The 22,031-nt window shown below is 60.6% G+C and carries 17 protein-coding genes and 1 pseudogene; 5 read left to right on the top strand and 13 right to left on the bottom strand.

The annotated features are described in order from the left end of the window. Positions 1 to 100: 100 nt before the first annotated feature. From GFM02_RS03015 to GFM02_RS03005, 3 genes are all read right to left on the bottom strand, one after another. On the bottom strand, positions 101 to 1,168 hold the full coding sequence (locus GFM02_RS03015; RefSeq protein WP_168320742.1) for an ABC transporter ATP-binding protein: 1,068 nt from the start codon (positions 1,166 to 1,168) through the stop codon (positions 101 to 103). Positions 1,169 to 1,334: 166 nt separating this feature from the next. Then, positions 1,335 to 2,321 (bottom strand): D-erythronate dehydrogenase, encoded by a 987-nt coding sequence (gene denD / locus GFM02_RS03010; protein WP_168302523.1) that lies wholly within the window; start codon positions 2,319 to 2,321, stop codon positions 1,335 to 1,337. Positions 2,322 to 2,342: 21 nt separating this feature from the next. Continuing rightward, positions 2,343 to 3,071: a FadR/GntR family transcriptional regulator gene (locus GFM02_RS03005; RefSeq protein WP_025397382.1), complete on the bottom strand. Its 729-nt coding sequence runs from the start codon at positions 3,069 to 3,071 to the stop codon at positions 2,343 to 2,345. A 207-nt stretch (positions 3,072 to 3,278) separates the two neighbouring features. Here GFM02_RS03005 and GFM02_RS03000 point away from each other — a divergent pair. Together GFM02_RS03000 and GFM02_RS02995 are read left to right on the top strand one after the other, a co-directional pair. Then, a pseudogene (locus GFM02_RS03000) lies at positions 3,279 to 3,576 on the top strand (PRC-barrel domain containing protein). A gap of 66 nt (positions 3,577 to 3,642) precedes the next feature. Further along, positions 3,643 to 4,278: a hypothetical protein gene (locus GFM02_RS02995; RefSeq protein ID WP_168320741.1), complete on the top strand. Its 636-nt coding sequence runs from the start codon at positions 3,643 to 3,645 to the stop codon at positions 4,276 to 4,278. A gap of 63 nt (positions 4,279 to 4,341) precedes the next feature. Here the strand turns inward: GFM02_RS02995 and GFM02_RS02990 are convergent, their stop codons facing one another. After that, on the bottom strand, positions 4,342 to 4,821 hold the full coding sequence (locus tag GFM02_RS02990) for a hypothetical protein (protein ID WP_168320740.1): 480 nt from the start codon (positions 4,819 to 4,821) through the stop codon (positions 4,342 to 4,344). A 323-nt stretch (positions 4,822 to 5,144) separates the two neighbouring features. After that, positions 5,145 to 6,023 carry an alpha/beta fold hydrolase gene (locus tag GFM02_RS02985; protein WP_168320739.1) on the bottom strand — a complete coding sequence of 293 codons (879 nt, stop codon included), beginning with the start codon at positions 6,021 to 6,023 and terminating at the stop codon, positions 5,145 to 5,147. A 213-nt stretch (positions 6,024 to 6,236) separates the two neighbouring features. Between GFM02_RS02985 and GFM02_RS02980 the strand changes: the two genes are divergently transcribed. Continuing rightward, positions 6,237 to 6,791 carry a methyltransferase family protein gene (locus GFM02_RS02980; RefSeq protein WP_168320738.1) on the top strand — a complete coding sequence of 185 codons (555 nt, stop codon included), beginning with the start codon at positions 6,237 to 6,239 and terminating at the stop codon, positions 6,789 to 6,791. A gap of 610 nt (positions 6,792 to 7,401) precedes the next feature. Here GFM02_RS02980 and ligD read toward each other — a convergent pair. Then, on the bottom strand, positions 7,402 to 10,047 hold the full coding sequence (ligD, locus tag GFM02_RS02965) for a DNA ligase D (protein WP_168320737.1): 2,646 nt from the start codon (positions 10,045 to 10,047) through the stop codon (positions 7,402 to 7,404). Between the two features lie 279 nt (positions 10,048 to 10,326). On the opposite strand from ligD, the gene GFM02_RS02960 reads away from it, so the two are divergent. After that, positions 10,327 to 12,093 carry an SLC13 family permease gene (locus GFM02_RS02960; protein ID WP_168320797.1) on the top strand — a complete coding sequence of 589 codons (1,767 nt, stop codon included), beginning with the start codon at positions 10,327 to 10,329 and terminating at the stop codon, positions 12,091 to 12,093. A gap of 60 nt (positions 12,094 to 12,153) precedes the next feature. Here the strand turns inward: GFM02_RS02960 and GFM02_RS02955 are convergent, their stop codons facing one another. From GFM02_RS02955 to araD, 7 genes are all read right to left on the bottom strand, one after another. Continuing rightward, complete coding sequence (locus tag GFM02_RS02955) at positions 12,154 to 13,215, bottom strand: Ldh family oxidoreductase (RefSeq protein ID WP_205930133.1); 1,062 nt, start codon at positions 13,213 to 13,215, stop codon at positions 12,154 to 12,156. Between the two features lie 71 nt (positions 13,216 to 13,286). Beyond that, on the bottom strand, positions 13,287 to 14,807 hold the full coding sequence (locus GFM02_RS02950) for an ABC transporter substrate-binding protein (protein WP_168320735.1): 1,521 nt from the start codon (positions 14,805 to 14,807) through the stop codon (positions 13,287 to 13,289). Between the two features lie 187 nt (positions 14,808 to 14,994). After that, positions 14,995 to 15,900 (bottom strand): 5-dehydro-4-deoxyglucarate dehydratase, encoded by a 906-nt coding sequence (locus GFM02_RS02945; protein ID WP_168320734.1) that lies wholly within the window; start codon positions 15,898 to 15,900, stop codon positions 14,995 to 14,997. 12 nt (positions 15,901 to 15,912) lie between these two features. Continuing rightward, positions 15,913 to 17,430 carry an aldehyde dehydrogenase (NADP(+)) gene (locus GFM02_RS02940; protein ID WP_168320733.1) on the bottom strand — a complete coding sequence of 506 codons (1,518 nt, stop codon included), beginning with the start codon at positions 17,428 to 17,430 and terminating at the stop codon, positions 15,913 to 15,915. A gap of 60 nt (positions 17,431 to 17,490) precedes the next feature. After that, positions 17,491 to 18,201 (bottom strand): ribonuclease activity regulator RraA, encoded by a 711-nt coding sequence (locus GFM02_RS02935; protein WP_168320732.1) that lies wholly within the window; start codon positions 18,199 to 18,201, stop codon positions 17,491 to 17,493. A 22-nt stretch (positions 18,202 to 18,223) separates the two neighbouring features. Beyond that, positions 18,224 to 19,414, bottom strand: a complete 1,191-nt coding sequence (locus GFM02_RS02930) for an L-talarate/galactarate dehydratase (protein ID WP_168320731.1) — start codon at positions 19,412 to 19,414, stop codon at positions 18,224 to 18,226. Positions 19,415 to 19,423: 9 nt separating this feature from the next. Then, a complete protein-coding gene (araD, locus tag GFM02_RS02925) occupies positions 19,424 to 21,160 on the bottom strand; it encodes an L-arabinonate dehydratase (protein ID WP_168320730.1) in 1,737 nt (578 codons plus the stop codon). A 141-nt stretch (positions 21,161 to 21,301) separates the two neighbouring features. On the opposite strand from araD, the gene GFM02_RS02920 reads away from it, so the two are divergent. Next, complete coding sequence (locus tag GFM02_RS02920; RefSeq protein ID WP_017956478.1) at positions 21,302 to 22,021, top strand: GntR family transcriptional regulator; 720 nt, start codon at positions 21,302 to 21,304, stop codon at positions 22,019 to 22,021. The last annotated feature ends 10 nt before the right edge of the window (positions 22,022 to 22,031 follow it).

The following is a 22,031-nucleotide window of genomic DNA, read 5'->3' as shown; positions in this document are numbered from 1 at the left end:
CTCCCGCATTGTGAACGACGGTCCTTGCATCCCTGAAGCGGGGTGCTGCCGGCCTGCGGGCGACGGGGGCTCCTCCGCCCCGCGCAGCCGCCGGACGGCGTCAGTCGGTCAATCTCCAGCCGCTCTCGGCATCGAAGAGATGAACATGCGCGGCGTCGATCGCAACGCGCAGGGTCTCGCCCGGCCGCGCGCTGACGCGTTCGCGGAAGACGCAGCTGAGGTCGCTGCCGCCGAGCCTGAGGATAAGATGCGTCTCGTAGCCGGTCGGCTCGATCACCACGATTTCACCGGGCAGGCCATTGGCATCGAGCAGGATGTATTCCGGGCGAAGCCCGTAGACGAGGTCGCGGCCCAGGGCGTCGGCAGGCGGGTTGGAAACCGGGAGCGCCGTGCCATCAGGCGCCTTGAAACTTGTCGGGTTCTCGGGGTCGAGCCTGCCCTTGATCATGTTCATCGCCGGCGAGCCGATGAACCCGCCAACGAAGAGATTGGCCGGCTTGTCGTAAAGCTCGAGCGGCGTGCCGATCTGCTCGACGACGCCGTCATGCATGACGACGATCTTGTCGGCCATGGTCATGGCCTCGATCTGGTCGTGGGTGACGTAGACCGTCGTCGTTTTCAGCCGCTGGTGCAGTTCCTTGATTTCGGCGCGCATGGCGACGCGCAGCTTCGCATCGAGGTTGGAGAGCGGTTCGTCGAACAGGAAGACTTCCGGATCGCGGACGATCGCCCGCCCCATGGCGACACGCTGGCGCTGGCCGCCGGAAAGCTGGCGCGGATAACGGTCGAGCAATTTGTCGAGACCGAGGATGCCGGCGGCATATTTCACCCGCTTCTCGGCTTCCGCCTTCGGCGCCTTGTTCAGCATCAGCGAGAAACCCATGTTCTCCTGTACCGTCATATGCGGATAGAGCGCATAGTTCTGGAACACCATGGCGATGTCGCGGTCCTTGGGCGGCAGCGTGTTGACCACGCGCCCGCCGATCTTGATCTCACCGCCGGAAATATTCTCAAGTCCCGCCAGCATCCGCAGAAGAGTGGACTTTCCACAACCCGACGGGCCGACCAGGATCACGAACTCCCCGTCGGCAATGTCGATATCCACGCCTTTGATCACCGGAAACGACCCGAATGATTTCCGCACATCCGCGAATTGAACGCCTGCCATACCCACTCCTCCCAGAAATCGAGCGCTACATGCTATGTCTTCGTATTTTCGTATATCTTGCCGGCGGCCTTATCTTCTCAAGTCCTTCTGCCGTTGCAATCCCGCATATGCGGGTGTGCCCTGGCGGTACTCTCCTCCTATGGCGCGGTTTTAGCCCAGCCCAATCTCATCCGGACGCACCCGGAGCGTCTTCGGCGAGATAGACCTCGATCAGCTCGTCCACCGTGGTTTCGGCGGAAAAACCCAGTTGCGTCGCGCGTTCGGGCGTAAAGGACTTCGGCCATCCGGCGACGATCCCTTCAATGACCTCGTCGCGGCGATGATCGATCAAGTCCGCCGCCTCGGGACCGGCAGCACGGCGCAAGGCGGCAATCTGGTCGGCAACGGTGGCGGCGACGCCTGGCATGGTGAGCGTGCGCCGAACACCCAGCGCCGCCGTGTCGAGCGTCGCAGCATGGATCAGGAAGTTGATGGCGGATCGCGGGCTTGCCAGCCAGTGCTTGACCGTTTCTTCGACCGGAAGAACAGCCCGCTGGCCTGCGAGCGGTTCACGCAGGATTCCGGAAAAGAAGCCCGATGCGGCGGCGTTCGGCGCACCCGGCCGGATCACGATGGTCGGCAACCGAATTCCGACGCCGTCGATAAAGCCGCGCCGCGAATAGTCGGCAAGTAGAAGCTCGGATATCGCCTTCTGGACTCCGTAGCTGGTCAGAGGCGCCAGCACGTAATCGTCGGGAATGGGATCGGGAAACGGCGAGCCATAGACCGCGATCGATGAGGAGAATACGAAGCGGGGAACATAGGCCTGGCGGCTTCCTTCCCGGCGGATCGCTTCCAACAGCGATCGCGTGCCGTCGAGATTGACCCGGTAGCCGAGTTCGAAATTGCGCTCGGCTTCGCCGGAAACGATCGCGGCGAGATGGAAGATAACGTCGGCCCGGCGAGCCGCCAGGGCTTCCGCTGCGGCGCTTTCGGAAATATCGGCAGCCAGTGCTTCGACCGGCACGGAGGCGCCGGCCGGCACTAGCGGAGCCGCGACATCCGCGAGCGTCATGCGCGTGATTGCATGATCGCCGAGGGAACCGCTGCGCCCCAGTGTGGCGGCGAGCTTCCCGCCGATCATTCCTCCCGCCCCGATAATGAGAATATGCATCGTGTTTCGCCTCCCTGCGAACTACGAGAAGAGCAGTTTGGTGGTCGTATAAATGCGGGTTTCGTGTATCGCGAAGGCCGCGCATGCGGCGTCCGGATCCCGCGTCTCCAAACCGGCGAGGATCATCCGGTGGTCGGCGACGCTCGTTGCGATACTCCCGGGCTGCGATACGACGCGCCTTCGGTGGCTGAGAAGATAGGAATAGAGGTCGGCGGCCATATCAGCCAGCACCGCGTTGCCGCCGGAACGATAGATAACGGTGTGAAATTCCCGGTCACATATCAAAAAACGAACAGGATCGTCACAGGCGGCCTCCTGCGCTGCGATCGACTTGCGGAGATAATCAAAAGTTGAAGGTTCCATCTTGAGCGCGGCAGCCCTGACGACCTGTGCTTCGATAAGAAGCCGAGCCTCATGAACATTGTCGAGACTGTAGGCCGCGATGTCGCGATACCGCGCAGCCTGAACGGCCAATTCGCCGACGTCCTCTGATGCCACCACCGTGCGCGTTCCTTGCACAACCGAGAGAATCCCATGCGTGGAAAGGATAAGGATCGCCCCACGGACGGTCTCGCGGCTGACCGAGAGTGCGGAGGCGAGTTCACGTTCGCTTGGCAGCGGATCGCCCACCTTGAGAATGCCGGTGGCAATGAAGGTCGCAATCTTCTGGACGACGAAGTCTTTCATCGACTTCTTCGGCGCTCCACCGAGCGCCGCAACCTCGTCTTCGAGCATCGCTCGAACGTCCATTGCTTTTCCCCTCCCCGCGCTCAGGTCTACTGGTCCGGTAAGTGGACCAGTAGACCTGAGCAAAAGAGGATTGTCAACGCATGATGGCACGCGATTTACCAAACCGTTATTTGGAGCAGTTTTGTGAATGGCAATATCAGCACGCCGCGAAAACCAGCTGATCACAGCGCCGGACGGACGGACCCCTCCTCCACAAAAGAGGAAACGATCACGGAACACACCAACCACGTACGCTTGACGACATCAGAACTTACGCCTGCCGTCCTCGAAGGTGCCGCCATCTATGGAGCCGACGATCACAAGGTCGGCAAGGTCGATCATATCCATGGCGCGGGCGCCGGCGGCTCCGCGGTCATCGACGTCGGAGGCTTGCGGCGCGAAGCCTGGTTGCAGTCCGGTCTCGGATCTTGAGTTCATGCGCGATGAAGACGGCGACGTTCATGCCGTTACGAGCTGGACCAAGGACGAGTTCAAACAGATGCCCGAGTACCGCGACTGGGCGTAATCACATGATGCCTTCCGTCCTGCGTAGTCGTTGACGCTGCAGAGCGGAAGGCCCATCTACTCGTACATGGCAAAACCCAAAACCACCGACGATGCGGAGCTGATCAAGGAGTGGCCCCTATCGACCGCAGCCACGCTCGGATCATCCGTTCGCGCGAAGGGGATTCTGCTGGAGATTCGCGCACGTCTGCCTTTGGCGGTGAGAAAGTCGCTCGAAATCGAGGCGGGTGCTCTGACACTGGCGATGGCTGAAACGGCTAAGAGTGCGTTCCGTGCTGCTTCGTCAGTCGTTTCCAACGCGCTCGAAGACATCGAAAGCCTGCCTGTGATCCCCCGTGAAATCCAGGATATCCTGACGATCTCTACTACCGAGAGACATCGCTGGCTCAGCGACGGGCGCTTGCCCAGTGCAGGAACCCGCACGGTGAAGCTGCGTGGGCGGGCGAGGAAAATTACCTTCCACGTATTCGACCCGCGCGTGGTGGAGGACATCCTCGACCGAGACATGGTGACAGTCTGGCGCGAAGAGGATGCTGAAGCGACGGCCGAGAAACGACGACGGGCAGCCTTGAAAGCGAAGTTGACGCGTTCGTTGAAGACCAAGGCCAAGACCCCTTCGAAACTTGATGCCGACCCCGACGATGTGTCACGTTCGAAACCTCTCGGCTGGGAAGAGTTCTGTCGCGATGGGTTGCTCCGCTGAGGCGGCGGCACCTCTGCAACGCAGTCTTCGATCCCTTCCTGTCTAACGGTGTCGATCCGCTGATCACTTCTCGCAAAGCTTGGCCACGTTCCTCTCCAGACTTCGCCGGAGGGCGCCAGAGATTTCAGTCTCAAGTCCTTTGACGATGTCGCCGAACCGGCCACCGGTCTTCACGATCTCGATGGAGGTCTCGGTCATCTTGCAGGTCGTAAGGTCGACCTTCAGCCGAACCTCAGCGGTCGCTGAAAACCCTCCTTGTACCAGCGCTTCGTCCGAGGTCTTGCAAGCAAGCGTGCCGCGGGCGCTCGCCTCCGCGGTGTTGCCATTGACCGACAATTGCAGGTTTTCGATCTTCACCGAATCGAGCTTGTCGACGCCTACCTCCACACTGATACCGAAGCTCGATACCTTGGTCTTCAACGACCTGCATGGCTGCGCATCTCCGATGGCCCTCTCCAGGGCATTCGGTGCCTGTGCGTTGGCGAAGGAGCATGGCTGGAGGAGAAAGACTCCTGCCGCTAACAGGCCTAAACAATTCTGCATCGCTCTCCCATCTCCCTGGATTTCATGCAGGCGCCTCTGAATGATAGGGCGGGATCGGTCTGCGGGAAAGGCAATGGCGGTTGCCCGACCATGACCGTCGCATAATGAACTTAGACGTCAAATATTGTTTTACGACCGATGGAAACCACGTCGTTTGCAGTACGAGCTCGTGGCCGCGGCAAATGGCGAGCCACATCCCTCGCATTCCGATCCGATTACCTGCCCTGAAAGATCCTGTGTCGTCTTTCGAGCCGCTCGTCGATCTTCCCGCGACATGTTTCGGAAACTGTAAGCACAGGAGACCGCAGCTCCGCGTATTGCTCTTAGAACACTGATCTGTTCGAAAGAAAGTGATGATTCTTCAGATCGATATTGGCTTCATGAGCGGCGACTGTGTTCAGGAACCGGTCGAGCATCGAGTTGAAGCTCTCCGGCTTTTCCCAGAAAGGCGCGTGACCAGCACCTTCCATTACATGCGCTTTGCCTTCGAAGAGCAACTGGATGTTCAGGCCCGAAAAATAGCTGAGTTTGACAAAGGGGTCATGGAATCCATTCACAAAAGCAATGGGTATATCAGCCTGTTCGACGGTGCGGCGCTGATCCACCCCCTCCCCCCGCAACATTGCGCGAGAAAAAACGCTCCTTAGTCTCCCGTCTGCGCGCGCTATAGCATCGCGAAAGGAGGGGTTGCTCGTGTCTCCAAAGCAAAGAGACTGAAACCGCTCCACGTCACGCGATGTAAAGTTCTCTTTTGATGCCAGAAGAATATCAAATGATGGATGGAATCCCCGCAGCATTCCGAGGAGACCGCTGGGGACCGGTGGCGTGCCGCACAACATCAGGCCCGAAATGCCGTTGCCGCTGCCCGCCATCTCAATCGCGACGTGACCGCCAAGCGACCATCCCAGCACGGGAAAGCGACGAAGCCCCAGGCGCGCTGCCACCTCTCCTATGCAGTCGGCAAGACCGGTGACAGTGTAAGTTGACTGTGGATCTCGAGCGTCGCTCGATTCACCGTGTCCCGGAAGATCGAGCGCAATCAGACGCCAATTCCGGGACAAATGGCTGTGTAGTTGCCGTGAAAAGACCGTCCGTGAGCTGCCGGAACCGTGTATCATAAGCAGTGGTGCAGCGCCATCGATAGTGTCACTGATGCGCACAGCGCCGTGGCTGGTGTCGATTGTACAGTGAAATACGTCCATAAGCTGCGACCCCTAAAGCGCAGCCAAAATCTTGCACAAAAATATCTACGGCAGGTGCATAATCATCGTAAACCAGATCTAAACCAGGCCGTGCAATCACGACACGTTTCGATGCGGTTACGTATCATACATCAATCATTTGCCTTGGCGTTTTATACGGGTTAGGTCTGTCGCAGCAGCAATTGTAACCAACCTTTCAAGCTGGGTATCGAGATGCAATTTCTTCTGGACTTCATTATTTCGATCACCAGCCTGACTATCGTCGGGTCCTACGCGTGGTCGTTGCGAGGCCACTTCAACTCACCGAAGATGGAAGCCGGAGCAAAGCTGATCACCATCGGCGTCATCGCGACGACGGCGTTTTTCCTGTACCTGGTTTGGTCCGGGACCCAGATGCTATGGGGACAGGTAGTAGGACTGGGATTTGAAATCGGGTCGGCGGGCTTGTTCTGGTGGGCGGTGTCGGCCTCGCGACAGGCCAGGTTGCGCTTCGTGTTCACTCTCGATCATCCAGATAGTCTTGTCACCGACGGTCCCTATCGCTACCTGCGGCACCCTTTTTACACGTCCTACCTGCTCTTCTGGTCGGGGTGGGCGCTGGCATCTTGGTCGATATGGTCGATCCTGCCGGTCTTATTTTTTACGGTTGTCTACGTGATTGCAGCCCGCAATGAGGAGAGGAAGTTCTCCCTATCACCGCTGGCATCCGAATATGAAGCCTATCGGCGCAAGACGGGCCTGCTGACACCGTGGTTCGATTGGCGGTAAACCTGCTTCCTAGAGCCTTTCCGGGTTAGATTGAAGCATTCTGTTGGCTCAAACGGAGTCGGATGGTCGACCGGCCGGCGCGCGTCGTAGCCAAGCTCTACGGCCAAGCCGGCCGGTCGATCAGGCGGCCCGTTTCAGCCAACCCGAAGGGCCGGGCATCTTTCCGCCAGGACAAAGGCGATCGGCTCGCACGTACCTTGGGGTATGCCCTTCGCCAATCGCCTTTGCCCTGACGAAAACCTGCTCCGGCAGAATGCTTCAATCTAACCCGGAAAGGCTCTAGGGAGGGTACGCATGGCGGAATCGCGTCAGACGCGATGAAGCTGTACCACGAGGCAGCGGCTCGATAGGCGACTGACCTCTCGACGATGCGATAAAGCAATCAGCGTCGAAAGCCTCCGACCGATGGACTTTTCGGACTGCTCCACGGAAACTGTCGATCGTGGCCAGGCGAGTGTCGTTGCCTGCAACAAATCCAACTTGAACACATGGCATTAATCCGACGCCTGGCCCGGCTGTCGCCACGGTGGATCGCCGGGCGCGAACTCCCAAAGCAATTGCGGTTCGCGCTAACCATCACCTCGAACCCGGTCCGCGGTAAGCCCCTCAATCAAGCCGCGACCCGCGCCTTGGCGAGGCGCTTGATCGCCTGTTCCAGTGGCCGTTGGCCGTCGCAATAGTCTTCCCAGGCCGACGATTTCGCCAGAAGAGCAGGAACGGTGCGGATGGTGAAGCGCTTGGGGTCCAGGTCCGACTTGACCTGGGTCCAGGTCAGTGGCATCGAGACGGTGGCGCCCGGCCGGGCGCGCGGTGACAAAGGCGCCACCGCCGTCGCCATCCGGTCGTTGCGCAGATAGTCGAGGAAGATCCGGCCGTTCCTCAGGCTCTTCGTCATTTTGATCAGATAGAGATCGGGATTGTCGCGCGCCATCTGCTGGCAGACGTCGTGCGCAAATCCCTTCGCTTCGGTCCACGAAAGCGGCTTGCGCTTGTTGACCGCAAGCGGAGTGACAACGTGCAGACCCTTGCCGCCAGTCGTCTTGCAAAAGCTGATCAGACCCAGCGCGTCGAGACGGTCGCGCATTTCGCGGGCTGCCGAAACGACCGCGGAGAACGGCACGTCCGGACCTGGATCAAGGTCGAAGACGAGGCGCCCGGGCACCTCGGGCTGATGCGGTTCGCAATTCCAGGGGTGCAGCTCGACCGCGCCGATTTGCGCGACCGCGGCCAAGCCTTCGACCCGGTCGATTTGCAGATAGGGCTTTTTATCGCCGAAGACCTTGACCAGTTCGAGAAGCTTCGAAGTGCCGGGCATCGCATGGCGCTGGAAAAACTGCTCACCGCCGATCCCGTCGGGTGCGCGGATGACCGAACATGGGCGTCCCTTGATGTGCTCGATCAGCCAGGAACCGACGGCTTCGTAGTAGCGGGCCAGCTCTTCCTTGGTGACCGGTCCGCCGTCATTCGCATCCGGCCATAGCGGCTTGTCCGGGTTGGAGATCAGCACCCCCATGACCTCGGCCTTGGCGCTTTTTCGGCGGACGGGTCTGGCCTTCGCCTCCACCGCCGGCTGCGGCACGTCAATTTGTGCGGGCTTTGCCGGCCGTTCGGCCTTGACCTCTTTGGCCGGCTTGTCTTCCCGCAGTCCCTTGAAGGCCGCCTGCCGGACAATGCCGTCGGCGGTCCAGCCTGCAAATTCGATTTCCGCCACGAGCTCGGGCTTCAGCCAGGTGACCTCGGCCTCCTTCTTCGGCGCGCCGATGCCGGTGAACGGCGATTTCGCCGTTTCGAGCGCTTTCAACTTCGGCAGCAGCGTTTCCACTTTCTTCGCGCCATATCCCGTGCCGACGCGGCCGACATAGACGAAGTGGTCGCCGTGATAGACGCCGACCAGCAGGGATCGGAATTTCCCGTTGGTCTTGGCATAGGCGCCGATCACCACCTCGTGGCCGGAGCGGCATTTCGACTTCGCCCAGCTTTCGGTGCGGCCGGATTGATAGGGTGCATCCGCTTCTTTCGAGACGATGCCTTCCAGTGAGAGCTTGCAGGCAGACCGGAGAACTGCATCACCGCCGGTGTCGAAATGCTCGACGAAACGGATGCGCGGATCGCTGCCGGCGTCGGACAGAAGGCTTTGAAGCCGCGCCTTGCGCTCGACGAGCGGCAGAGATCGCACGTCCTCGCCTCCCTCATAGAGAAGATCGAAGGCGAAATAGACAAGCTCGCCGGTCTTGCCTTCCGAAAGGGCTGCCTGCAGGGCCGCGAAATCCGGAGCGCCATGATCGTCGAGGGCGCAGATCTCGCCGTCGATGATCGCATCGGGCAGTGTCGATGCCGCCTCGGCGATCTCGGGATATTTTGCCGTCCAGTCGAGCCCTTTCCTGGTCTTCAGCGTCGCCTCACCATCCAGCACTCGCATCTGGATCCGGTAACCGTCGTACTTGATCTCGTGAATCCAGCCGGTGCCGGCCGGAGGGCGTTCCAGGGTCTGGCAGAGTTGCGGCGCAATGAAATCCGGCAGATCGACCTTTGTGGCCGGTTTCGATTTCCGACCGCCTCCGGCGTCCTCTTTTCGCACTTCGGCAGCCAGTCCGTGATTGCTGTCCCAGACGGCATCAGCCTGAACGTCGCCATCCTCGACCATGAAAGGCCTGGGCTTTCGTCCCTTGCCGGCGGCAATCATCTCCATGGTTCGGCCGGAGGCGACAGAGGTGTCGTTCTCCTCGAGGATCGCTTCGCCATTGTTTTCGACGGAGAACTCATCATGGTGTTTGATAAGCAGCCAATTTGTCCGGTTGCCGCCGTTGCGATCATTGCGCATGCGCACCAGCACGAAGCTGCCGTGCAGGCGTTTGCCCTGTAGCGTAAACTTGAAATCGCCTTTCGCCAGCGCCTGCTCCGGGCTCTTCTTCCCTTCAGGTTCCCAATAGCCCCGATCCCAGAGCATGACAGTGCCGCCGCCATACTGGCCTTTCGGAATGGTGCCTTCGAAATCACCATAGTCCAGCGGGTGCTCCTCCACCTCGACGGCCAGCCGCTTGTCGTGCGGATCGAGGGACGGCCCTTTCGTGACAGCCCAGGACTTGAAGACGCCATCCAGCTCGAGTCTCAGATCGTAATGCAGCCGGGTGGCATCATGTTTCTGGATGACGAAGCGACGGCGGTTGCTGCGCGCCAGGCGCTTTTCACCGCTCGGCTCGGCCGTTTTTTGAAAGTCGCGCTTCGATCGATAAGTCGATAGTTTGTCGCTGGCCATGGTCGTTCCCCAAAGCAACCCCGACAGCGAAATGCCGGCCGGCGGCTGGAAGTTCCATCATGGCGTTCGTTCAGCCAATCATCGGGAAAAGCGCGCTTATGCCGGGCCTCGCCTCATCGCTGATACCTTGGATGCCGGCGCCGGCATCGGCACGCATTTATCGTCTCACCTCGCCGGAAAAGTCAGCAGATGGAACGTCGGATCGACGAGAAAAAATTTCTCGCTCTTTCGCATCGTTATCTCGCTTCAAGCGTTAGTTGCTACCACCAGGATGCAACCATGCGCGCGGATCAATGGCTATCTCTTCTTATCATTGCGCTGATGATGGGCGCCTTCCTATGGGGTCGTTATCGATACGATATCGTCGCCGTAACCGCACTTCTCTCCGCCATCGCCGTGGGGGTCGTCCCGACCAAAAATGCCTTTTCCGGCTTTGCCGATGACATTGTTATCATCGTGGGCAGTGCGCTCATCGTCAGTGCGGCAATATCCAGATCGGGGATCATGGATGTCGCCTTGCGCAGATTTTCTCCCGAAAGACGCGGGCCGCGGATGCAGCTGATCATTTTGGTCGCCATTGTCGCAACGCTGTCGGCCTTTATCAAAAACATCGGTGCGCTGGCGATCATGATTCCGGTGGCTGTGCAAATGGCCCGAAAATCAAGCGTATCACCGTCCATGTTCTTGATGCCGATGTCTTTCGCCTCCCTGCTTGGAGGGCTGATGACGCAGATCGGCACGTCGCCGAACATCATCGTGTCCAGGGTGCGAGAAGAGATCACCGGGCAGCCATTCACGATGTTCGATTATACACCCGTCGGTCTGGCGCTCGCAGTCGCGGGCGTTGTTTTTCTGGCGCTCTTCTACAGGCTGCTGCCTGAAAGATCGCGTGTAGAGACGTCGATGGACGAGGCGGTAGCGATCAAAAACTATACCACCGAAGCCAAGGTCGCTGCGCCGTCCGGCGCGATCGGGCAGTCGATCAGTTGGCTGCAGAAGCCTGCTGGCGGCGATGCGATGGTCACCGCAATTATCGGAGGCGGCGGCCAAAAGCGCACGCCACTTCCCGACACCGTCCTCAAGGAGGGCGACCTTCTTATTATCGAGGGCGAGCAGAGCGCGCTCGACAAGATCGTCAGCGAAGCCAAGCTTCAACTGTCCGATCGTAAGCACGAGCCCGAGGTACGCCGCGACATAGGTTCCGTTGAAGCCATTGTCGGCGAACATTCCCGATTGATCGGCGTTAGCGCAAAAGACATCTCACTCTTCGACAACACCGGCCTCAACCTTCTTGCCGTCAGCCGCCGCGACAAACGCTTCACCGAGCGTCTGGGGGAGATCAAGATCCGCAACGGCGACGTCCTGGTCTTGCAGGGCAATCTGCAGAAGTTACCGGATCTTTTGCGCGAATGGGGATGCCTGCCGCTCGTCGAACGAAATTTGAAACTCGGCAGCGCCCGGAATGGCCTGGTCCCCGTCATTATCCTCGTGGCAACGATGGCGGCGTCAGCCTTTGGTGGGATCCCCGTTGCAGCAGCGTTTTTCGCGGCCGCTTTTATGATGGTGGTCACCCGATCCATTCCCTTGCGGGAAGTTTATCAGCATCTCGATGCGCCCATTCTGATCATGCTGGCCGCTCTCATTCCGATCAGCGACTCGCTCAGGACCACAGGAACCACCGACATCATCGCGGACCTCCTCTCGCGAGCCGCCGAAATGCTCCCGCCCTTCGGGGCTTTGGCTCTCATCCTGGTTGCGGCCATGGCCGTAACCCCGTTTTTGAACAACGCAGCGACGGTTCTGGTCATGGCGCCGATCGCTGCGACCTTTGCCGAGAAGCTGGGCTTCAGACCCGATGCTTTTCTGATGGCGGTGGCGATTGGAGCCGGCTGCGACTTCCTCACGCCCATCGGACACCAGTGCAACACGCTCGTGATGGGACCGGGCGGATATCGATTTGGTGACTACGCCCGACTGGGTCTGCCGCTCTCGCTCATTGTGGTGGTCGTCAGTGTGCCGATCCTGTTGTTGGTCTGGCCGATCTGATTGCACCTGACACCGGCCATTGCGGTGACCGATAGGAGTTTCGAAGCCGAGATGTTTTCCTCACGCGGCGACGTCGGGAATAGGCAGGCCCAGGATCTCGGCATGTTTACAAAGCTTCTGCCAAGCTGCATCGCCGACCGGCACGCCCTCTTCCAACGCCGAGCGGCGCCTTTGCGCTGCGCTGTCGCCCGGCATGCGGACAGGACCATTGTTCCAGGGCGCCGGAGGATTGCTGCGGCATGCAGAGGCGAGAAAATCGGATTGCGTCGTAAAGGCATCCAGCCCGGCAAAAAAGGCGGGGTCTATGATCTGGACGAAGGCGCTTTGCGAGAAGACGCCAGAAGGCGCGTTCGCCCGTCCCTTGCCGGAAAGCCCCTGCCCCAGCAATTCGACGATCAGCCCGAGCCCAAAACCCTTGTGCCCCTTCAACTGGCCGCCAAGTGGCATCATGGTCCCGCCCCGTTCGGTCACCTCGCGCGGATCATCGGTCGGCTCGCCTGAGGCGGTGAAAGCCCAGGCCTCCGGAAATTTCTTGCCGGCCTTGGCCAGGTTTTGCGTCATGGTCGTGGTGGTGATCGAGGCAGAGACGTCGATCAGGATCGGATCCTTGGACGTCGGAAAGCCGGCCGCCATCGGGTTGGGTGTCAGAAGCGGCTTCGTGCCGCCATAGGGCGCAACGCGGCTCGCCGCGGGATGCGAGACCGACAGCTGCACGATCAGACCGCGGTCAGTGACGTGCCGCATGAAGGCTGAAAGAGCGCAGGTATGGTGGCAGTTGCGGATCGCGGCGGTGACGACGCCATGATCGCCGACCCGTTCGCAGGCCTGCTCGATCGCCTTCGTCAGCAGCCATGCGCCCGGCAGGGATTTGCCATCCCAAACAAAGGCTGCGCCGCGGTCATTGACGACCTCATAACTGCCGGACTTAGCCAGGGAACCGTCCTCCAACGCCTCGACATACCAGTTCAAAAGGCTGACGCCATGGGTTTCGTGGCCGATCATGTCGCCTTCCACCAGCACCGCGGCAGTCGTTTCGGCCTTGTCGGGCTCCATGCCGGCGCGGGTCAATATCTGCTCGGCGAATTGGGTCAGGGCAATGCGGTCAATCAGCGGCATGAGCATTCCTCCCTCACGTCATGGAAAGCACGGGCCTCTATTTGCGGGCGGCCCGTGCTTAAGTGCGGCATACCGGCTTACTTGAAGCGGATCTGCGACAGCTGCAGTTCGGAATTCGTCGCGATCGTCGGCTTGAAGTCGAGACGCGGCGAGACGCGGGTGAAACCGACCATGTGAAACATCGGGATGTCGGCGATGATTTCGGTGTTCACCTTGGCGAACAGCTCCTTCCAGAGTTTTGTGCGCTCGTCGCCGGTGGCAGATGTCGCCTTGGCGATCAGCGCGTCGACGGCGGGATCGCGAACCATGGAGTGCGAGCCGTCGGTCGCGTATTTCACGAATGCGGTGAACACGGGATCGCCGGTCGCATTGTCGTGCTGCGACTGGGTCAGCGTCGGACCGGAGTCGGCGACGAAGGGTGCAACGAAGTAGCCGTTCCACACGGAAACGTCATACATGTCGAGCTTTACGTTCAAGCCGGCTTCCTGAAGCATCGCCATCATCGCTTCCATCGCTTCGGTGGCATTGGGATATTGCCCATTGCGACCGATGATGCGGATCTCGCGATCGACCGGCACGCCGTCGGCTTTCGCCGCTGCGACGAGTTCCTTTGCTTTTTCGGGATCATAGGGCCAGGCGGGGATATCGGCATTGTAGCCGATCGTGGTCGGCACGACGAGCTGTGTCGCGATCTTCGCCTGTTCGGGGAACAGCGTTCCGAGCATCGCCTGACGATCGATGGCGAGGTTCATCGCTTCACGGATACGCCGGTCGCTAAGGGGTGCTGCGCGCGTATCGATGCGCAGCGATGTCGTTTCCGAATTCGGATAGGCGAAATCGGTTTCCTTGTTGGTGGCATCCTGCACGGAGACGGCCGGGACGATATCGGCTTCGCCGGCATCGACCATCGCGGCAGCAACGGCGCTGTCGGAGCGGAACAGATAGGTCGCCTGTTCCACCTGCGGCTTTTCCCCCCAATATTCCGGATTGCGTTTCAGCACGATCGACTGGCCGATTTCCCATTTGTCGAACGTATAGGGGCCGGTACCAATCGGCTTGCGGGTGAATTCGTCTGCTGGCGTCGTCTCGGCCGATTCCACCGCCATCACGGTCATCAGAAGCGGAAGAATCGGTTGCGCCGGTTTTGTCGTAATCCGGATCGTGTTGGCATCCGGGGTTTCGAAGCTGAACTCGGTGCCGCCGAAATATTTGCCGCCGGTCTCACAGCTGAGCTTCTTGTTCTTGTTGCGCTCGATGGTAAACTGGACATCTTTGGCGGTGAACGGCTTGCCATCATGCCATTTGACATTCGGGCGCAGCTTGAACTCCCAGGTGTCATCGTCGATCTTCGACCATTCCGTCGCCAGGCGGGGCTTGAGGCCGCCATTGACGTAGTCGAATTCCACCAGCATCTCGTTGACGTTTTCAGAAATGACCCGGCCGACGTCCTGGCGCGCTGCCATGCAGGGTTCGACGACATCGACGGTTTCGGCGAGCACAATAGTGACGTTGCTCTTGGCATCCTGCGCCTGAGCCGAGCCGAAGCTCAGCGCGAGCACCGTTGTTGAAAAGCAGGCTGCTAACAAATGCAGTTTCATTTCGTTCTCCTCCCATGCGCCATTGGCGCTCCTCACAGTAGATCTGCGTCCCGTTTCCGGTGCTCCAGCATCTATTTTCTCAATAGCTGGGTGAAAGCACAAGTGCACTAATATACTAGTTTTAGCTAAGCTTCAACTCTGGCACTCCAAAGTCCGGAGCCTTCAATCTTGTCTGGGGTCCGAAATTTTACTTGGCCGAAGCAATCAGTTCGCGCATCATTTCGACTTCCTCGTCGGTAAGATCCGTCAGCGGCGCCCGCACCGGACCGGCATCAAAGCCGCGCAAACGCACGCCTGCCTTGACCGCGGATACCGCATAACCGGCCTTGCGATCGCGGATGCGGGCAAAGGGATAGTAGAAATCGCGCAGCATCTGCTCACAGGCCGCGTCGTCACCGGCGAGGAATGCCTTGTGGAATTTCAGTGCCGTTTCAGGCACGAAATTGAAGACCGCCGAGGAATAGGTCGGCATGCCGGCTCCGCGATAGGCCTGGGCAAACAGTTCGTGTGTCGGCATGCCGCCGATATAGGAAAGGCGGTCGCCGAGCGCGATCGTGACACGGCGCACCGTATCGATGTCGCCGGTTCCATCCTTGAAGCCGATCAGATTTGGGCATTCGTCCGCAAGCTGAGCAAGCTGCTCGGCCGACACCCGCGCCTGGCCACGATTATAAACGATGACGCCCATATTGGTGGCCTTGCAAACGGCCCGTACACGCGCGGCAATGCCATCTGCCGGCGCCTCGGTCAGGTAATGCGGCAGCAGAAGAATGCCGTCGCCGCCCGCCGCCTCGATCTCGCGCGCCATGTCGCAGGCAATCCGCGTGCCGTAGCCGCATCCGGCAATAACGGGTGCGTCGCCGGACACGGCGCGGGCGGCCTTTACCACCTCAACCACCTCACCCGGCGTCAGCGAAAACAGTTCGCCGGTGCCGCCGGCAACGATCAGGCCGGCAACTGGGTAGGATGACAGCCATTCCAGATGCGCTGAAAATGGCTTGGCGGCAAACCGGTCTTCGGCATCAAAAGGGGTGACGGGAAAGGACAGCAGGCCGTTGCGAATGATCTCGCGAAGTTCAGTCGGGGCAATCAATTTGGCACTCCTTCAATTGCGCAGGTCTTGGGGCAACAGGTCCGCGGGGAAATTCTGGTAGGCAACGGGTCGCAGAAATCTGCGGATCGACATGGTCCCGACGCTGGTTGCGCCGAAGTTGGTCGAGGCCGGGTAGGGTCCGCCATGCACCATGGAATCGACAACCTCGACACCGGTAGGGAAGCCATTGACCAGCAATCTGCCCGCCTTTCGTTCGAGGATCGGCAGCAGGTCGCGGGCAAGGCGAAGGTCGGCGTCGTCCATATGGATCGTCGCGGTCAACTGTCCCTGGAAGCTTTCGGCAAGGGCGAGCATCTTTTCAGGCGAGCCGACGCGCACGACGAGGCCGAGAGGACCGAATACTTCTTCGCTGAGCGAGTGATCGGCAAGCCAGGCCGAGCCGTTGGTCTCGAACAGGTTCGGCGCTGCGTCGCGGCCGGCACGCTCTGCAGCGAGAACCGGCGCGACGGCATTGCTTGCCCGCAGGCGCTCCACACCGTCGTGATAGGCTGTGGCGATGCCTTTGGTCAGCATCGTCTGCGTCGCCACCTTTTCAAGAGCCGCCTTGGCGGCACTGGTGAACTTGTCCGCCTCCGGCCCGTCGACGACGACGGCGATGCCGGGCTTGGTGCAGAACTGGCCGGCACCGAGCGTCAGTGAACCGGCCCAGCCTGAACCGATTGCCTCCGCCCGGGCAGCGGTAGCGGCCGGCAGCAGGAACATCGGATTAACGCTGCCCAATTCCCCGAAAAACGGGATCGGCTCAGGGCGCTGGGCGCAAAGGTCGAAGAGCGCCCGTCCGCCGGCAAGCGAGCCGGTAAAGCCAACGGCTTTGATGGCCGGATGGGTCACCAGCGCCGTTCCGACATCACGGCGGCCGCCCTGGATCAGGCTGAAGACGCCGGCCGGCATTCCAGTGCGCTCGATAGCGGCTGCAATCGCCTCGGCAATAATCTCACCTGTGCCGGGATGGGCTGAATGTCCCTTCACCACGACCGGGCAGCCCGCGGCAAGTGCTGCTGCCGTATCGCCGCCGGCCGTCGAGAATGCCAGCGGAAAATTCGAAGCGCCGAAGACGGCGACGGGGCCGATCGGCCGCTGCACCAGGCGAATCTCGGGCCGCGGCGCCGGTTGCCGGTCCGGTTGCGCCGCATCGATGCGAGCGTCGAGGTGCGCGCCCTTGCGGATATGGTCGGCAAACAGTCTGAGTTGGCCGGTGGTACGAGCACTTTCGCCGTTGAGCCGGCCTTCCGGAAGTCCGGTTTCCTGCGTTCCGATGAGGGTGACGGCCTCGCCGCGCTTGTCGATCTCCTCGGCGATTGTCTCGAGGAAAATGCCGCGCTCCTCGCGTGTCGTTGCCGAAAACGCTGCAAAAGCAGCTTCGGCAGCGCGGCAGGCGCGGTCGACCAGTTCCGTTGTGCCGACAGCAAAGTCATGAGCCTGCCCATGCGCCGGCTCGGACCGAAATGTCGTCGTTCCGGCAATCCACTCGCCGGCGATGAAATGCCTGCCTGAAGGGGTCCAGTTCATTGCGATTCTCCTCGGCGGAGCCTTGCTCCGTCCTGGTTCCGTTGTTCAAGATGCGCCGCCTTAGCGGCCATTCACCTTCCGCCATTCGGTAAAGAGCGTCAGATTGCTTTCGTCGGTGGCCGGGTAGAGGCCAATGATCGTATGACCTTGCTTGACGCGCTCGGTGACGAAATCCTCGTAAGCGGTCATCTCTATCGCTTCATCGGCGATCTCGTCGGCGATCTCGGCTGGGATGACAATCACGCTGTCGTCGTCGCCGACCATGATGTCGCCTGGGAAGACCGCCACATCGCCACAGCCTATCGGCACATTGATGTCGATCGCCTCGTGCAACGTCAGGTTCGTCGGGCTGGAGGGACGGTGGTGATAGGCGGGGATATCGAGGCCGCCGATCGTCATGGCGTCCCGGAAACCGCCATCGGTGACGACGCCGGCGCCGCCGCGCATCATCAGGCGGGTAATCAGGATGTCGCCGGCAGAGGCTGCGCGCGGATCCTTGCGGCTGTCCATCACCAGAACAGCGCCGTCCGGGCAAGTCTCGATCGCAAGCCGTTGCGGATGTTTCGGGTTGCGAAAGACGTTCATCGCGTTGCGGTCCTCGCGCGCCGGCATGTAGCGCAGCGTGAAGGCCGGTCCGACCATATTGCGGCCCTTCGGCTGGACCGGCCGAACATCCTGGATCGTCTGGTTTCTCAAGCCGCGCTTGAATAGGGCCGAGCAGAGCGTCGCAACGGAGACACCCATCAGCTTTTCACGGGTTGCGGGGTTCATATTTCCTCCTCCTCGTTCTCGTTCAGGCGCCGAAGCTGCGGGCTTCCACAGTCCAGTCGCGGGCTTTGCCCGTCAGGCTGCAGCCGAGCCCCGGACGTGCCGGCACGATCATCCGGCCGTCCTTGATGTCGAGTTCTTCGTTAAACAGTGGCGCCAGCCAATCGAAATGCTCGACCCACGGCTCGTGCGCATAGGCGGCGGCCAGATGCAGATGGATTTCCATGGCGAAATGCGGGGCCAGGCGCATGCGTTTCACCTCGGCGTGCGTGCAGATGCGCAGAAAGGGGGTGATGCCGCCGACACGCGGCGCATCCGGCTGAATGAAGTCGACCGCATCGGCCCGGATCAGCGCCATGTGTTCGTCGGCGCTTGCCAGCATTTCGCCGGTGGCGATCGGCGTGGCAAGTTCCCGCGCCAGGGCCGCATGGCCCTCGGCGTCATAGGCATCGAGCGGCTCTTCGATCCATTCGAGGTTGAGCGGTTCGACCAGCCGGCCGAAGCGCAAGGCCGTCGTGCGGTCCCATTGCTGGTTTGCATCGACCATCAGCGGGACACGGCCATCGATATGGCTGGTCACCGCATCAAGCCGGCGAAGGTCGATCATCGGGTCTGGCTGTCCAACCTTGATCTTGATGCCACCGATACCGGAAGCGATCGAGTGGTCGATGGCATCGCGGATTTCCTCGACGCTCGACGACAGGAAGCCGCCGGAGGTGTTGTAGCAGGCGACACTGTCGCGATGGGCGCCAAGCAGTTTTGCGAGCGGCAGGCCGGCGCGTTTCGCCTTCAGGTCCCAGAGGCAGATGTCGATGGCGGCGATTGCCTGCGTTGCAATGCCGGAGCGGCCGACCGAAGCCCCGGCCCAGCAGAGCTTGTCCCAGATGCGCGCGGTATCGTTGGGATCTTCGCCGATCAGGTTGTCGGCAAGCTCGCAGGCGTGTGCATAAAGGGCAGGCCCGCCTGCCCGCTTCGAGTAACTGAAACCGAGACCGCTATGGCCGGCCTCGGAGACGATCTCGCAAAACAGAAAAGCCACCTGGGTCAGCGGCTTCTGCCGGCCCGTCAACACCTTGGCATCGCTGATCGGCCGCGCCAAAGGCAGGTAAACGAGCGACAGGGTGACCGATCGGATGGCGTCCAGCTTGGACGGACCGGCAGCAAAGCCAGCCTTGGGAGGCTGTGCGGGAATCGTACGTCGATCGGGATCAAACATCGTGGTGCCTCAGTTGATAGCCGGTTCCGGCGTCTTGCCACCGAATTCCGTGGTCAGGAAATCAAAGTCGCAGCCTTTGTCGGCCTGCTCGATATGGCCGGAGAACATAAAGCCGTAACCGCGCTCGTAATGCCGCGTCGGCGCCACCCAGGCGGCCCGCCGCGCTGTGATCTCTTCTTCGGAAACCAGCATATTGAGGCTGCGTGCCGGAATATCAAGCTCGACCATGTCCCCCGTTCTCAGCAGCGCCAAAGGCCCGCCAACATAAGATTCCGGTGCGACATGCAGCACGCAGGCACCGAAACTGGTTCCGGACATGCGGGCGTCCGAGATCCGCACCATGTCGCGCAGGCCGAGCTTCAACAGCGCCTTCGGCATCGGGATCATCCCCCATTCCGGCATGCCCGGTCCGCCCTGGGGGCCGGCATTGCGGAGAACGAGAACCGTGTCCGGCGTCAGCGGATAGTCTGGATCATCGATGATCTTCTTCATCTCCGCATAGCAGTCGGTGACCAGCGCCGGGCCGCAATGGCGATGGAATTTCGGGTCGCAGGCCGCCGGTTTGATGACCGCGCCGTCGGGACACAGGTTCCCCTTGAGCACGGCCAGCGAACCTTCGTGATAGACCGGGTTCGACAATGGCCGGATAACGTCGTCATTGTAGATCTTCACCTGGTCCAGACCATCCACCAAGGGTTTGCCCGTCACGGTGATCGCGGTGGGATCCAGCTTGTCGCCGAGCTGCTTCATCAGAGCGCGCAGGCCACCCGCATAAAAGAAATCCTCCATCAGGTAGGTCGAACCGGAAGGCCGGATGTTGGCGAGAACCGGCGTCGTGCGACCGATGCGATCGAGATCATCGAGCTCCAGCGGGACGCCGCCGCGCCGCGCCATGGCGATCAGGTGAATGATGGCATTGGTGGAGCAGCCGGTCGCCATGGCGACGGTGACCGCATTGTTGACGGCCGCGGGCGTGATGATCTGGTCCGGCGTCAGATCCTCCCACACCATATCGACGATGCGGCGGCCGCAGGCCGCCGACATGCGCTGGTGGTTGGCGTCGGCTGCGGGGATCGAGGATGCGCCCGGCAGCGTCAATCCCATAGCCTCGGCGATCGCCGTCATCGTCGACGCCGTGCCCATGGTCATGCAATGGCCGTAGCTGCGGGCGATTCCGCCTTCGATGCCCTGCCACTCCTCCTGGGTGATCGTGCCGGCGCGGCGCTCGTCCCAGTATTTGAAGCCGTCGGTACCGGAGCCCAGCGTCTTGCCGGCATAGTTACCGCGAAGCATCGGGCCGGCCGGCAGATAAATGAAGGGAATGCCCATGCTGACTGCGCCCATGACAAGGCCGGGTGTCGTCTTGTCGCAGCCACCCATCAGAACGGCGCCATCGACAGGATGGCTCCGCAACAGTTCCTCGGTCTCCATCGCCAGCATATTGCGATAGAGCATCGTGGTCGGCTTGACGAAGTTTTCGGAAAGGGAAAGAGCGGGTAGTTCCATGGGGAACCCACCCGACTGAAGAATTCCCCGCTTCACCCATTCGGCGCGTTCACGGAAATGCATGTGGCACGGCTGCGCATCGGACCAGGTGTTGATCACGGCAATGATCGGCTTTCCCTGCCAATCCTCCGGCGCGTAACCCATCTGCATGGTCCGCGACCGGTGGCCGAACGAGCGCTGATCATCCGGCAGCATCCATCGGGCGGACCGCAATTGCTCGTAGGTTTTCCTCGCGGTCACGGCTTTCTCCCACCTTTTCGCTTGTTTAATCAGCGTTGCACCAACTGATATTTTAGTTTGACATATATATCAATGGAAAGTTTGCGTTCTTGTGCATTAGGTCGTGCAAAGCTATGAATGGAGTCGAAAAGGACACCTCACATGAATTCCCAGTTCGCCTCTACATTCGGCCTGACTGCACCCGGCTTTCCGGTCGTTGCCGGCAGTACCGTCCAGCGGGTCTATGATGATCTGCGAAAGCGCATCATCACCATTCAGCTGCCGCCGGACACCACGCTGTCGCGCACCGAACTCACTGAGACTTATGAAGTCAGCCAGACTCCCATCCGTGACGCATTGCAGCTTCTCAAACAGGAGGGTCTGGTTCGCATTTATCCGCAGTCCCGCACTGTGGTGACCAGGATTGACGTCCTGCAGATTTACGAGGCGCATTTCCTCCGCGTTGCACTGGAAACGGAGGTTTGCCGCCGCCTCGCAACCGATCCGGATCCGGATCCGAGCGTCATTACCCGCGCCCGATCGATCATCAAGATGCAGGCGGCAGTCGCCGACGACGCCGATCAGATCGCGATCTTCCAGGAGCTCGATGAGCTCTTTCACCAGACATTGTTCGCAGGCGCCAAGCGCAGCAGCCTCCACCAATTGATACGCGAGCGCTCCGGCCATCTCGAGCGTATTCGTCGCCTGCATCTGCCCGAGAAGGGCAAGATCGTCAGCATTCTCGATGGGCATCACGCAATCATCGATGCGATTGCCGCTCGCGACGAACAGGGTGCCGTCGACGCGATCCGTGAGCATCTCAGCCGCACCGTCGCAAAAGTGGAAGACCTGCGGAAGGAGTTCCCGGACTACTTCGTCTGATCCGCCGCGC

Source organism: Rhizobium leguminosarum bv. viciae (assembly GCF_012276115.1).
Classification (GTDB): Bacteria; Pseudomonadota; Alphaproteobacteria; order Rhizobiales; family Rhizobiaceae; genus Rhizobium; species Rhizobium leguminosarum_T.
The sequence above is the reverse complement of the archived record's forward strand: the minus strand, read 5'-3'. Positions and strand labels throughout refer to the sequence as shown.